This is a genomic window from Bradyrhizobium pachyrhizi, assembly GCF_001189245.1.
Lineage (GTDB): Bacteria > Pseudomonadota > Alphaproteobacteria > Rhizobiales > Xanthobacteraceae > Bradyrhizobium > Bradyrhizobium pachyrhizi.
Map to the genome: position 1 here is coordinate 71,393 of NZ_LFIQ01000090.1, position 14,439 is coordinate 85,831.

Genomic DNA, 14,439 nt, shown 5'->3' on the forward strand with positions numbered 1-14,439 from the left:
GCCTTCGCCTTCGGAGGGCGACGCTCTATCCAGCTGAGCTACGGGTGCTTACTGCTTACGCAGTGCTTACGCGGATTTCGCGTGTGAGTGAACCCCAACGCGCAGCCCCCGCAAGCCATTGCAGTACAATACTCTTTCTTCCTCACTTTTCACATCAGCCGGCTTGACACTTGCCTTCGGAGGGCAATGCTAAGCGACTGCCTCAAGTAGCAATTTGGGATGGTTGCGCGTCCCCGCAACCAAAGTCCGGACCGACCGGTTCCGATAAAATGGCCCGCATTTTCGCGGGCCATTTTTGCTTTGGGAGGACGACAATCGGGCCTCGTGTCGTCGACCGATCGGGCGCAGATCACGGCGTTTCCGCAGCGCGGGCCGCTCCCTAGACGATGAAATGGAATTCGTGCCACGCACTCCAGCTGATGCCATCGCTGGCGCGAACCCAGAGGTCGTCAGGCACGGTACCGCCCTGGAATGTCGTGCCGGCAATTTGAGCCGCGCTGACGTTGATGGCGGTGCCGGTGGGCTGCGCATTCCCGCCAATGCTCCAGTGGCCGCTGCTTGCCGACGGCGTCGAATCCCAGAGTTGATATTGCGCGACATTGTCGCCGTCGGCATCCGCGACTGAAAACAGGCTTAAGGCGGCCACGCTCTGATTAGCCGTCGCATGGAAGTCGGACGCGGTCACGACCGGAGCGCTGTCAACCGACGCGGTGACGTGAAACTCCTTCCACGCGCCCCAGGCAAAGCCGTCGTAGGCCCTCACCCAGAGATCGTCCGAACCCGATCCGCTTTGAAAGCTTGTGCTCGAAAGCTGAGCTGCCGTGACATCGATGGCGGCATTGGTGCCTTGGGCGACTCCCCCGACCACCCAGTGCCCGCTGCTCGCATCCGCCGTCGAATCCCACACCTGATAGTTTGTGATGGTGTCGGCATCCGCGTCGGTGATCGAGAACAGCGTCGAGGCCGCGATGTCCTGGCCGTGGCTCGCCGAATAGTCGGCGGCCGTGACGATCGGAAGGTTGTCGATCGGTGCGTTGACGTGAAACTCCTTCCAGTTGCTCCATATGATGCCATCAAAGGCTCGGACCCAGAGATCGTCAGAGCCCGAGCCGGTCTGGAACGAGGTGTTGGCCAGTTGCGCCGCGCTCACGTCGATGCTCTGGCCGGTGGGCTGTATGACGCCGGCCACGACAAAATGCCCGCTGGCAGGATCGGCGGTCGAGTCCCAGAACTGATAGTTGGTGATCGTATCGCTGTCGGCGTCGCTGACCGTAAACAGGCTTGCCGTCGCGATGGTCTGGCCATGCGTGGCGGCCAGATCCGACGCGCTCACCACAGGAGCATGGTCGATCGGCGCGTTGACGTGGAACTCTTTCCAGGCTCCCCATGTCGTGCCGTCATTGGCTCGGACCCAGAGATCGTCAGAGCCCGAGCCGCTCTGGAACGATGTATTGGCCAGTTGTGCCGCGCTCACATCGATGCTCTGGCCGGTGGGCTGCGTGACGCCGCCCACGACAAAATGCCCGCTGGCAGGATCGGCGGTCGAGTCCCAGAACTGGTGGTTGGTCATTGCATCGCTGTCGGCGTCGCTGACCGTGAACAGGCTTGCCGCCGCGATATCTTGGCCATGCGTGGCGGCCACATCCGACGCGCTTACCACGGGAGCATGGTCGATCGGCGCGTTGACGTGGAACTCCTTCCAGGCTCCCCATGCGGTACCGTCATTGGCTCGCACCCAGAGATCATCCGAGCCGGAGCCGGTCTGGAACGAGGTGTTGGTCAATTGTGCGGGCGTCACATCGATGGCTATGTTGGAAGCCTGCGCGACTCCGCCGATCACCCAATGGCCGCTGACGGGATCGGTCGTTGAATCCCAAACCTGATAGCCGACGATCGTGTCTCCATCGGAGTCGGTCGCGCTGAAGAGACTCGATGCGGCGATGTTCTGGTTGTGGGTGGCCGACACGTCGGTTGCATTGGCCACCGGCGGATGGTCTGCAAATGGGGTTGCCGTGAACCGGGTCCATGCGCCCCAGAGATATCCGTCATATGCCCGGACCCAGAGCGTGTCTGAGGCTGTGCCGAACATATAACTCACTTGCGCGATGTTGGCGGCCGAGACGTCGATTTCGGCATTGGTGGCTTGCGCGACACCATTGATCGCCCAGTGCCCGTGGCCCTCGGTGTCCCACAACGCATACTGGGTGATCGCGTCGCCATCCGCGTCGGTAGCCGAGAACAGTCCCGATCCAGCCAGCGAGAGCTGCCCGTGCGTGCCGGTCACGTTGGTGGCCGTGACCGTTGGGGCGCGATCGGCCGGAGAAATCACAAAGGATTTCCAGTCGCTCCACAAATAGCCGTCGAAGGCTCGGATCCACAGCGTGTCCGAGCCGGGTCCGGCTTGGTAGCTCGTTTGGGCCAGCTGCGAAGCGCTGATGTCGATCTCGGTGTTGGTGCCCTGGACTGTTCCGTTCACCGTCCAGTGACCATAGCCGTTGCTGTCCCACAGGGCATATTGGGTAATGCTATCGCCCGCGGCCATGTTCACCGAGAACAGTGACGAGGCCGAAAAAACCTGATTTCGAGCCGCGGTCTGATCGGCAGCCGCCACGACTGGTGTCGTCCGGATGCTGTATCCGAGATCCTTCAGAACTCCGATGTCCAGGTTGGAGATCGCGTACTGGTAATTGCCGTAGAAAACGATCCCGTTCATCAGGTCCAGCGTGAGAGGATCCTGAACGGTCGAGGGACTGGCGTAGAAGTCGGATTGCTGATTGCCGAAGTGGTAGTAGTTCTGGGTGGTGCTGTTCGTGGTCAAAGGGACCGGGCCGCCGTAGGCAGCCTCGGCATTGGCACCGACAAAGTAAGCGCCGTATGCGGTCTTTTGTATCAGGGTGTCGAACGTCGATTCGTAGGCGCCGGCCAACTGGCCGCTCTGGTTGTACCAGCCCACCATGCCGAAGCCATGCATGAGCTCGTGGAGAAAAACGTCGATCGGATTGATCACGTTTCCAGGGACCTGACTGGAGTAGGTCAGGCCGTAATCCAGGTCGATGTACTGGAAGTAGCCGGGGTCGATGTTGATGGTGATGTCGCTTGTCGTGCCGGGGACATGCTGGCCGGTGGTCAGCTCGTACTGGCTGGATGGCTCATACACGGCGAGCCCGCTGCTTGTGCCGATGTAGTAGCTGGAGGTAGGCCCGCCATCGGCACGGCCAACGGCGGTCGGCAGGATGTTGAGCGACACAACCAGAGTGCCAATGCCTAGGATATATTGCTGCCAAATGTTGAGGGCCTGCTCAAGATCGTAAACGAGAGACGCGTCAGCGGATCCGCCGACGTTCGATGGATCGTTCAATGTTACTGAATAGTTCCAGGGCATCTCGGTCGGACTCTCAGTCTATGGTAGCGCGCGCATAATAAGTGACATTCAACTGACTGCCGCGGTGTAGTCAACAGACGTCAAGTGGGCCGGCGCCGACGCGGCATCGGTGCCGCGATCCGTAAGACTACGGACCTCGGCCCGAGTTCGAACGGCTTCGCGAAGGGTTCCTCGATCGGCATGATCGAGCTCGCGAAACCGGCGCGGCCGTTCATAACGCCAATTGCATCTCGCCGGAGAGCCATAGTACTCTGGCTGTCATATTCATCTGCTGCTCTTTGGTTCGCTGCGAACAGTCAGTTTGCACTGACGGCGAGGTTGTAAGGGCAGGGGCAGGGCGCGCTTACGGCAATCCCGGCTCATTCGACTGCAGTCAATTTCAGCTACTCAACAGATTAATCGCGAAATGATTGAAACGCGGAGCGGCGGCACAGCAGACAGCGGGATAGTTGCACTCGTGATGTTGCTGCGTTTTCACGGTATCCCGGCCGATGTCGACCAGATTCGTCATCAATTCGGGAATGCCTCGTTCGGAACGCCGGAGATGCTGCGCTACGCGCGCTCGACCGGCGTCAAGGCCCGCGAGGTGAGCAGCAACTGGTTGAGGCTGGAGAAGGTCCCGCTTCCTGCCATTGCCCTGTTGCGCGACGGCGGCCATCTGATCCTTGCCAAAGTGGGCGCAGACAAGATCCTCGTTCAGTCACCCCTGTCAGAGCGCCCGGAGTTGATCACGAGGGCCGACCTGGAGGCGGTGTGGGCCGGCCGGCTGATCCTGGTGAGCCGCCGGGCGGGACTGGTCAACCTTGCCCGTCGCTTTGATTTGTCATGGTTTCTGGGAGCCATTCATAAATATCGCTACCATTTCCTGGAGGTGCTGATCGCCTCCTTTTTCTTGCAGCTGTTTGCGCTCGTGTCGCCGCTGTTCTTCCAGGTGGTGATCGACAAGGTCCTCGTGAATCACACGCTCAGTACGCTCGACGTGCTCGCGGTGGGTTTGATCGGCATTGCGGTTTTTGAGACGGCCCTCGGCATATTGCGGACATACCTGTTCTCTCACGTGACGAACAGGATCGACGTCGAACTGGGAGCCCGCCTGTTCCGGCACCTCATCGGCCTTCCGATTGCCTACTTTCAGGCGCGCCGGGTCGGCGACTCGGTTGCGCGGGTCCGCGAGCTCGAGAACATTCGCAACTTCCTGACCGGCTCTGCCCTGACGGTGGTGATCGATCTGTTCTTCACCGCAGTTTTCATCGCGGTGATGTTCATCTACTCGCCGATCCTGACCTGGATCGTCCTTGGATCCTTCCCGCTCTATGTCGGTATCTCGGCCGGCGCGACGCCGCTGTTCCGTCAGCGGCTGGACACCAAATTCGAGCGCGGCGCCGAAAACCAGGCGTTTCTTGTCGAGAGCGTAACGGGTGTCGAGACGATCAAGGCCATGGCGCTCGAACCGCAGATGCAGCGCCGCTGGGAGGAGCAGCTTGCCGAGTACGTTGCCGCGAGCTTCCGCGTGCTCAGCCTGGCGAATGTTGCGAGCCAATCGGTTCAGTTCGTGAGCAAGCTCGTCACCGCGGTGATCCTTTACGCCGGTGCCAAGCTGGTGATCGACGGCAGCCTTACGGTGGGCGAGCTGATCGCCTTCAACATGTTCTCCTCGCGCGTCAGCGCTCCGGTCCTGAGACTGGCGCAGCTCTGGCAGGACTTCCATCAGGCCAGGCTCTCGGTCGCGCGGCTGGGCGATATCCTGAACACGCCGGCGGAGCAGACGTTCAATCCCGGTCGCGCGGTGCCGCCTCCCATCAAGGGCCAGGTCACACTCGAGCACGTGTCCTTCCGATATCGTGTAGATGGGCCGGAAGTGCTGCACGACATCAACATCAACATTCCCGCCGGCCAGGTGGTCGGCATTGTCGGTCCGTCGGGCTCGGGCAAGAGTACCTTCACGAAGCTGGTCCAGCGCCTTTACGTCCCGGAAAAGGGCAGGGTCCTTGTCGATGGAGTCGATCTTGCGATGGTCGATCCGGCGTGGCTGCGTCGCCAGGTCGGGGTCGTCCTGCAAGAGAACGTGCTGTTCAATCGCAGCGTACGGGAAAACATTGCGCTCGCCGACCCGGCCGCTCCGATGCAGCAGGTGATCGCGGCGGCCCAGCTTGCGGGAGCTCATGAGTTCATTCTGGAACTGCCGGAAGGCTACGACACTGTCGTAGGCGAGCGCGGCAACAGCCTGTCGGGGGGGCAGCGGCAGCGTATCGCGATCGCGCGGGCCCTTATCACCGACCCGCGCATCCTGATCTTCGACGAAGCGACCAGCTCGCTGGACTATGAAAGCGAAAGGGTCATTCAGGACAATATGAACCGGATCGTGAAGGGGCGAACGGTCTTTGTCATCGCGCATCGTCTGTCCGCGGTCAGGCGCACCGATCGAATCATCACCATCGATCGCGGGCGGCTCGTCGAACAGGGATCCCACGAGGAGCTGCTCAGCACAGGCGGAAGATACGCGTCACTGTACCGGTTGCAGGCGGGGATCCATGAAGTCGGCTCGTGAAGCGCTTCCCGCCGGGGGTAAATCGAGGGACGAACTGGCTTTCCTGCCGGCCGCCCTCGAAATCGTCGAGACGCCGCCATCTCCGACGGCCAGGCTTACCGGCGTCCTGATTGCCGCGTTGTTCTGTTGCGCGGTCGCGTGGGCCGGTCTCGGCAAGATTGACATCGTTGCCTCTGCATCGGGAAAGATCGTGCCGGGCGATCGTGTCAAGCTGGTTCAGCCGCTCGAAATCGGTGTGGTCCGGGCCATTCACGTTCGCGACGGTCAGGCCGTCAAAGCGGGTGAGGTTCTGATCGAGCTGGATCCGACGAGCAATCAGGCGGAGCTTCAGCACCTGAAAAACGATCTTCTCTCGTCATTGCTGGACATTTCGCGCACGCGCTCCGCACTCGACGGAAACACCAGCGCGCTTGACGGGGCGCCGGACGACACGCCGCCCGCCTTGATTCAAATGCACCTGGAGTTCTTGCGGAGTCAGGATTCGGAGCAGCGCGCCAAGCTGTCGGAGCTGGATCGGCAACGGGTCCAGAAGGTCGCGGAGACCAGGACAATCGAGGCCGGCATCGCGAAGATTGATGCTTTGCTTCCGGTGCTGCAGGAGCGGGTCGGGGTTCGCAAGTACTTGGCCGACAGGGAGTACGGCTCAAAGCTGCAATATTTGTCGGAGCTCCAGGAACTCGTTGGGCTGCAGCAGGACATCCTGGTGCAGCGGAGCAAGCTCGAGGAGGCCAATGCAGCCGTGGCGGCCCTCGATGAGACGCGGGCCAAGCTTGTCTCGGAATACCGCCACCGCTTGTATGATGATCTGGCCAAGGCGACACAGAAGGCCGGCAGCCTCAAGGACGAGGTGGCCAAGGCCGAGCACCGGACGAAGCTTCAGAAGCTTGCGGCGCCCATCGATGGCGTGGTGCAGCAACTGGCTGTGCACACGGTCGGCGGGGTCGTAACCCCCGCCCAGACGCTCGCGGTGGTGGTGCCGAGCGATAGCCAGATTGAAATCGAAGCGATGGTTTCGAATCGCGACATCGGCTTTGTGCACCCGGGTCAGGACGCCGAGATCAAGGTCGAGACCTTCAACTTCACGCGCTACGGCCTGCTGCACGGCAGAATCGTCAGCGTCTCGCGCGATTCTGTCTCCCGGGACAGGTCGCGGGACGCGGCCCGCGAGACGAATGGCGGAGGGACGGAAGAAAGCAGCGAGCCGAAGGGCCAGGCGCCGGCGTATATCGCGCATGTCTCGATTGACCGGACCAAGATGATGATCGACGACAAGGAGATCAGTCTTTCGCCGGGGATGGCCGTCACCGTCCAAATCCGGACGGGCGCCCGCAGCGTCATGAGCTATTTGCTGTCGCCGATCATGCGCTACCGGCAGGATGCTCTCCGAGAGCGGTGAAAGCCGACAGGTCGCCCCGTCATGACGGGGTCCGGGATTCCACGTGGCTCAAGCTTGGATCGGATTCGTGTATCGCAAGGCAGTTTTGCCCGGCGTCGTATGTCCGATATCCATGGCTGTTCAGCCTGCGAACGAGTTCAGCCTTGTCGGTCTTGATGAATTCGGCGTGGATGACGGGGTGATGCAGCCGGATCGTTGCGCCGGCTCCTTCCAGCACCTTCAATTCCATTCCTTCGACGTCGATCTTGATCAGATCGCAGCGGCTCAGCTTCAGGGAATCCAGGGTGACCATCGCCGTTTCGGTGCTGTTGGCCTCGGAATAATCGACCGTCTGGCCGATTTGCTCCGTACCCGGGCGTCGCGTCACCTCCAGGCTCCCGAAGCTGGCGGGCTCCTGGTGGCTTAAGGTCGGTACCCGGGTTTTCCCGGTTTCCGACGAAATAACTGCGTGTATGGCCTTCGCATTAAAGCAGTTGTTGATCGCGATGTTGCCGGCAAGCGCATAATAGACCCGCTCCTGCGCTTCGATTGCAAGGACCGAGCCCCAGCCGTCCATGTGCTTGGACCATTCGATGGTGTGAACGCCGATGTTTGCGCCGCAGTCGATCGCGACGACGCCATCGCCCCGATACGTTCTTCGCAGTGCAAGAAGGCCCTTCGTCAGCTCGATTTCGGTGGCATCGAACGCGCCGTGCTCGAGGATTTGGATCCCGACTCCAAAGGTGTGCTCGCCCGCCGTGTGGTAGTCCAGCCGGTTTACGATCAGCGGGCCGTGCGCTGACGCCGCGATGACGAATGGGACCTTGCTGGGGGTGCGGCTCATCGTTTGTGTTTCTTTGTGTCTGCGCCGGCGGAAGCCGCCGGGAGGGATACTCGCCAAGGTTTTCGTCCGTTGACGCGGTTGTCAATCTCGCTTACGTTCCGTCTACTTTTTAAGCGTTATTTATATTTCAGGGCAGGGGATATTCGTGAATGCCATTGCCGTCGCGCCGGCGATCGGGCTGAAGCGCTCGATTGACCATGTGACTGACCAACCCAAAGTAATCGTTGATCGTTCGACCAGCGCCGTACCGGCCAAGTCGGACGCTGTTTCGTCAGATGCCGACGCGCCGAAGCCTGCCTATCCCGCGGCCGCCGAACTGCCAACTCAAGTGGGTCCCAAGGGACTGCGCTTCGACTTCAACGATGGCGCCCGGGTATTTTGTCCCGAGGCCGAAACTCCCTGGCGGGTGCGGATCTGGGACGCCGAGTGTGGCAATCTTCTTTTCGAGACGCAGTTCGCGGGCGGCCGGGTCAACAGCTCAAAGCGATACTACGTCCGTTTCCGGATCGAGGTTCTGCAGGGCGATGAGGTCGTCTTCTCGCACGAGTACGATGCGAGGGACCGTCACGTCCTGATCCAGCTTCCGATCGGCACCCTGGGCGACACGATCGGCTGGTTTCCCTATGTGGCGAAGTTCGGGGAAGCGCATAGGTGCAGGCTGACCTGTGCGATGGCGGAAAAGTTGATTCCGCTGTTCCGGGATGCGTATCCCGAGATCAACTTCGTCACCCACGAGGAAATTCAAACCGACCGCTACTACGCCACGTACAGCGTCGGATTGTTCTTCGACGACAAGAACTTCGTGTTTCAGCCGTGCGACTTCCGCCATGTCGGGCTGCACCGGACCGCGGGATACATCCTCGGCGTCGATCCCGTCGAGGCAGCGCCCCGCATCTCGCTTGCGGACGATCGCAGACCGTTTCCCGAGCCTTACGTCTGCATCGCAGTGCAGAGCACCACGCAATGCAAGTACTGGAATAACCCCGCCGGCTGGCGGGAGCTGACCGGCTTTCTCACGCAAGCCGGCTACCGCGTGATCTGCATCGATCAGAAGCCGACACACGGCCACGAGCTGGTATGGAATCACATTCCCAACGGCGCGGAGGACTGGACCGGTGATCGGCCGATCCAGGAGCGGGCGAACCTGCTCAAGCATGCGGCGTTTTTCGTCGGCCTTTCCAGCGGGCTCTCATGGCTGGCCTGGGCGGTCGGCACTCCGGTCGTGATGATCTCGGGATTCACGCATCCGACAAATGAATTTGCTACGCCCTACCGGGTCATCAACTATCACGCGTGCAACAGCTGCTGGAACGATCCGGCAGTTCGATTCGACCACAAGGATTTCTTCTGGTGTCCCCGCCACAAGGGGACGCCGCGTCAGTTCGAGTGCACAAGGCTGATCACCGTGGATCACGTCAAATCGGTGATCAGAACGATTCCTGGATTTGAGCTTTAGCCATTTTCAAGCACTGATTTTTTTGGGGGAGCGCTGCCATGAGCACAACGTTTGTGAGCTCGGGTGTTACCAGCTCAGGACTGATCGAAACGGGGTCCAATATTCTCGAGGTCCTCAACGGAGGCTCGGCAGTTTCGACGGGGCTATCTGGCGGCGGCCAGCTCCTGGTCGACTCCGGCGGCTACGCGGTCCGCACCGCGATTTCCAGCGGCGGCAGTGCCGTCATCAGCGCAGGTGGCGGGGCCGATCATCTTACCGTCTCGAACGGCGGCACGCTCAACGTGGCCGGCATGGTCAACAGCAATACCGCTGTGTTGACCGGCGGTGTCGAGAATGTTCTGTCCGGCGGGTTCATCTCCGGCGCGAGCGGATCGGGGACCGGAATTTCGGGCGGCACGGTCAACCTGCTGGCTGGCGGCTCGGCTGCTTTCGTCGGCGTGTCGAGCGGCGGCACCTTCAACGTGATGGGCAAGGTGCTCAGCAACGTTGGTATCTACAACGGCGGCGTGGAGAACGTCTCCTCGGGTGGCTTTATCTCGGGCAACAACAGTGCCGGTACCGGCGTTTCCGGCGGTACCCTGAATCTGTTGGCAGGCGGCTCGGCTGCCTATGTCGCCGTCTCGAACGGCGGCGTCTTCAATGTCGCGGGCACGGTGCTGAGCACCGTCGGGGTGTATAGCGGCGGCGTCGAGAACGTGCTGTCGGGCGGCGTAGTCCTCGGCGTGTCCGGAGGCTTCGGCACCGCGATCTCCGGCGGCACGGTGAACGTGCAGACGGGCGGGTCGGCGACCGCAATGTTCGTTTATGCCGGCGGTGCGCTGAACGACAGCGGCGTCATCACCAACCAGTTCGTGCTCAGTGGCGGTGTCGAAACCGTCTCGTCCGGCGGTCTTGCGTCGGGGGCACAGGTCTCGGCGGGCGGTCTGCTTGACATCCTCGCCGGGGGCTCGGCGACGGGTATCGGCGATGCCGGGAGGGTCGTCGTCGAAGCCGGCGGCATCGCCGACCACATCATCGTTTCGTCCGGCGGCGTGCTCAGCGTCGGCGGCACCATTACCAGCAATACCGGCGTGTTGGCCGGCGGCGTCGAGACTGTCTTGTCCGGCGGGCTCATCTCTGGTGCGGCCGGGTCCGGAACGGGAATTTCGGGCGGCACGATCAACCTGCAGGCCGGCGGCTCGGCCTTCTACGTCGGCGTTTCGAGCGGCGGCACGTTCAACGTGTCCGGTTATGTGGGCGCAGGGTCCGTATACAATGGAGGCGTGGAAACCGTTTATTCGGGTGGGCTGATCTCGGGTGGCGCTGGAATTGGAACAGGGGTCTCGGCCGGCGGCACACTGACCGTACTCGCGGGCGGCTCGGCCGCATGGGTGGGCGTTTCGAGTGGCGGCATTTTCAACGTCTCCGGCACCTTCCTCAACAATGGCGGCGTCTATGCCGGCGGCGTGGAGAACGTCTATTCGGGCGGTTTGATCTCGGGCGCGAGCGGATCCGGAACGGGAGTTTCGGGCGGCACGCTCAACCTGTTCGCGGGCGGCTCGGCCGCCTTCGTCGGTGTATCGAGCGGCGGCACGTTCAACGTGGCGGGCACGGTGCTGAGCAACGTCTCCGTCAACAGCGGCGGTGTCGAAAACATTCTTTCGGGTGGTGTTGTCACCGGCGTCACGAGCTCGGGCACGGGCATATCCGGCGGCACCGTCAATGTATTTGGCGGCGGCGCGCTGGATCACGCGACGGTTTCCAGCGGCGGCGTTCTGAACGTCTCCGCCGGTGGCACGGCGCACCACCTGACGGTGTCGGGCGGCGGCACCATGAATGTCAGAGGCACGACCACCAGCAACGTGCTGATCACGGACGGTGGTGTCGAGAACGTGTTTTCCGGGGGGCTGATCTCCGGAACGTCCGGCTCCGGCACAGTCATTTCCTCCGGCGGCATCGTGAACCTGCAGGCCGGCGGCGCTGCGGCCTACCTGACCGTTTCGAGCGGCGGCACGTTCAATGTGTCGGGCACCGTGCTCAGCAATGTGACCGTTTCTGCCGGCGGCGTTGAGAACGTCTTCTCGGGGGGCGTTGTCGGCGGTGCGTCAGGCTCCGGGACGTCCATTTCCGGCGGCACACTCAACGTCCTTGCGGGCGGTTCGCTTGCTCACGTGACGGCTTGGAGCGGTGGCGCTCTGAACGTCTCCGCCGGCGGTACCGCGCACAACATCACGGTGTCGAGTGGCGGCATCATGACTGTTGCGGGCACGATCACCAGCAGCACGACGATCACCGACGGCGGTGTCGAGAACGTTCTGTCCGGCGGCCTGATCTCCGGGGCGTCGAGTGCGGCCACCGTCATTTCCGCGGGCGGCACGCTGAACGTTCTGGCCGGTGGTTCGGCTGCTCACGTCGGCGTGTCGAGCGGCGGCGTCTTCAACGTTGCCGGCAAGGTGCTGAGCAACACAGCTATCTTTGACGGCGGCGTCGAGAACGTCTTGTCCGGGGGATCGATCTCGGGAGCGAGCGGATCCGGGACCGGGGTTTCGGGCGGCACCTTGAACTTGTCGGCTGGCGCCACGGCTTCCTTCGTCGGCGTGTATAACGGCGGCATCTTCAATGTTGCGGGCACCGTGCTGAGAAATAACGGCGTCAATGCCGGCGGTGTCGAGAACGTGCTGTCCGGTGGGCTGATCACCGGAGCCATCAGCTCCGGGACCGGCGTCAACTCGGGCGGCGTATTGAACGTCCAGGCCGGCGGCTCGGCGGCGTTCGTCGCCGTTTCGAGCGGCGGCACGCTTAACGTGTCGGGCACCGTGCTCAGCACGGTCGGCGTCTATGCCGGCGGCGTTGAGAACGTATTCTCGGGTGGCGTCGTCACCGGCACGTCGGTCTCCGGCACGGGCACAGGTATAGCCGGCGGCACGGTCAACGTATTCTCGGGCGGCGCGCTGGCCTACGCGGGGGTGTCCAGCGGCGGCGTCCTGAATGTTTCCGCCGGCGCTACGGTGCACGACGTCGGAGTGTCGAGCGGCGGCACGTTCAACGTTGCCGGCACGGTGACCAGCCACGTCGCGGTATTTGCCGGCGGCACCGAGATCGTATCGTCGGGCGGCTCCACGGGGCCGGTCATCATTTCCGGCGGCTTGCTCGAATTGCAGGCCGGCAGCGTCGCGAGCGGCGGCATCATCTTCAGCGGTTCGGGCGGGCAGCTCAAGATCGACGGCGCGTCGCTGTCCACCACCATCAGCGGGCTGGTGCTGGGCGACAGCATCGATCTGGCAGGCCTCAATTTCGCATCTGGCGGGTCGGCGACCTTGCTTCCGGGCAATATCCTGCATGTCACGGAGGGGGCTTCCACCTTCGACCTGCAGCTCGATCAGACGCCCGGCGTGCGGTTCGGCGTCAGCGCGGATTCCGGCACCGGCACACTGATCACGGCGCGTGCCGATAGCGCGCCGGTCACGTCCGCGTCCAACATACAGGCGAGCCTTGGCCAGAGTTTTGTAACGGCTTCCAGCCTCTTCGGCGTGTCGGACGCCGACGCCGATACGATCACCCAATACGCGTTCTGGGATACCGAGGGTAACGGACATTGGGCCATCAACGGTGTCACCCAGGCCACCAACGTCGAGATCGATGTGTCCGCGGCGAACCTGTCGCAGGTGAGCTACGTATTTGGTCCCACTGGATCGACGGATTCGCTCTACGTGCGGGCCAATGACGGTACGCTTTGGGGCGGCTGGACCAAATTTACGGCAACGGCATTTGCGGACACCGCACCGACCGTGAACGCAAGCAACGTCACTGCGGCGCACGGTCAGACATCGGTCGCCGCATCGAGCCTGTTCACGGTGTCCGATCCGGATCCCGATACGATGACCCAGTTTGCGTTCTGGGACACCGGCGGAAACGGCCACTGGGTGGTGAATGGTGTCGCCCAATCCGCCGGCGTCGAGATCGACGTTGCGGCGGCGAACCTGTCGCAGGTGAGCTACGTCTTCGGACCGGGCGGCTCGACGCCCGATACGCTCTATGTGCGCGCCAATGACGGCTCGAAGTGGAGCACCTGGACAGCGTTCACGGCAACGCCGGGGGACGACATTGCTCCGGTCGTCACGGCATCGAACGTGACCGCGCTTCATGGGCAGACGTCGGCTCTCGCCTCGAACCTGTTCTCGGTCACCGACAACGACAGCGACGCGATCACCCAGTACGCCTTCTGGGACACCGGTGGGAACGGCCACTGGGTAGTGAATGGCGTCGCCCAATCCGCCGGCGTCGAGATCGACGTTGCGGCGGCGAACCTGTCACAGGTGAGCTACGTGTTCGGTCCCGGCGGCTCGACGCCCGATACGCTCTATGTGCGCGCCAATGACGGCTCGAAGTGGAGCACCTGGACAGCGTTCACGGCAACGCCGGGGGACGACATTGCTCCGGTCGTCACGGCATCGAACGTGACCGCGCTTCATGGGCAGACGTCGGCTCTCGCCTCAAGCCTGTTCTCGGTCAGTGACAACGAGAACGATACCATCACCCAATACGCCTTCTGGGACACCGGTGGGAACGGCCACTGGGTAGTGAATGGCGTCGCCCAATCCGCCGGCGTCGAGATCGACGTTGCGGCGGCGAACCTGTCGCAGGTGAGCTACGTCTTCGGACCGGGCGGCTCGACGCCCGATACGCTCTATGTGCGCGCCAATGACGGAACGTTGTGGGGAGCCTGGACCGCGTTCACGGCAACGCCGGGACCCGACGTTGCTCCGGTCGTCACCGCATCGAACGTGACCGCGCTCCATGGGCAGACGTCGGCTCTCGCGTCGAACCTGTTCTCGGTCTCGGACAGCGAGAACGA

The 14,439-nt window shown here is 62.5% G+C and carries 6 protein-coding genes and 1 tRNA gene (1 of these 7 running past the window's edge); 4 read left to right on the forward strand and 3 right to left on the reverse strand.

The genetic code is table 11. The features are described 5' to 3' along the window. Positions 1 to 48 (reverse strand) — tRNA-Arg (locus AKL29_RS21985) (it extends 36 nt beyond the left edge of the window). 331 nt (positions 49 to 379) lie between these two features. Further along, entirely contained in the window at positions 380 to 3,382 is a 3,003-nt protein-coding gene (locus AKL29_RS45340; protein ID WP_244482286.1) for a hypothetical protein, read from the reverse strand. Positions 3,383 to 3,788: 406 nt separating this feature from the next. Between AKL29_RS45340 and AKL29_RS21995 the strand changes: the two genes are divergently transcribed. Both AKL29_RS21995 and AKL29_RS22000 read left to right on the forward strand, forming a co-directional pair. Continuing rightward, positions 3,789 to 5,930 (forward strand): type I secretion system permease/ATPase, encoded by a 2,142-nt coding sequence (locus tag AKL29_RS21995; RefSeq protein ID WP_082190660.1) that lies wholly within the window; start codon positions 3,789 to 3,791, stop codon positions 5,928 to 5,930. After that, positions 5,914 to 7,326: an HlyD family type I secretion periplasmic adaptor subunit gene (locus AKL29_RS22000; RefSeq protein ID WP_050385604.1), complete on the forward strand. Its 1,413-nt coding sequence runs from the start codon at positions 5,914 to 5,916 to the stop codon at positions 7,324 to 7,326. The genes AKL29_RS21995 and AKL29_RS22000 overlap by 17 nt, the downstream gene beginning before the upstream one ends. 19 nt (positions 7,327 to 7,345) lie before the next feature. Here AKL29_RS22000 and AKL29_RS22005 read toward each other — a convergent pair whose 3' ends face one another. Continuing rightward, positions 7,346 to 8,149 (reverse strand): FkbM family methyltransferase, encoded by an 804-nt coding sequence (locus AKL29_RS22005; protein WP_050385605.1) that lies wholly within the window; start codon positions 8,147 to 8,149, stop codon positions 7,346 to 7,348. 145 nt (positions 8,150 to 8,294) lie between these two features. On the opposite strand from AKL29_RS22005, the gene AKL29_RS22010 reads away from it, so the two are divergent. Together AKL29_RS22010 and AKL29_RS22015 are read left to right on the forward strand one after the other, a co-directional pair. Next, on the forward strand, positions 8,295 to 9,605 hold the full coding sequence (locus AKL29_RS22010) for an autotransporter strand-loop-strand O-heptosyltransferase (protein WP_244482287.1): 1,311 nt from the start codon (positions 8,295 to 8,297) through the stop codon (positions 9,603 to 9,605). A gap of 38 nt (positions 9,606 to 9,643) precedes the next feature. Beyond that, the coding region (locus tag AKL29_RS22015; RefSeq protein ID WP_082190661.1) for a beta strand repeat-containing protein at positions 9,644 to 14,439 on the forward strand (4,796 nt) is incomplete at its 3' end.

Coding starts and splice junctions, on each gene's coding strand:
- AKL29_RS45340 (WP_244482286.1), bottom strand. CDS start 3,382: ATGCCCTGGAACTATTCAGTAACATTGAACGATCCATCGAACGTCGGC.
- AKL29_RS21995 (WP_082190660.1), top strand. CDS start 3,789: ATGATTGAAACGCGGAGCGGCGGCACAGCAGACAGCGGGATAGTTGCA.
- AKL29_RS22000 (WP_050385604.1), top strand. CDS start 5,914: ATGAAGTCGGCTCGTGAAGCGCTTCCCGCCGGGGGTAAATCGAGGGAC.
- AKL29_RS22005 (WP_050385605.1), bottom strand. CDS start 8,149: ATGAGCCGCACCCCCAGCAAGGTCCCATTCGTCATCGCGGCGTCAGCG.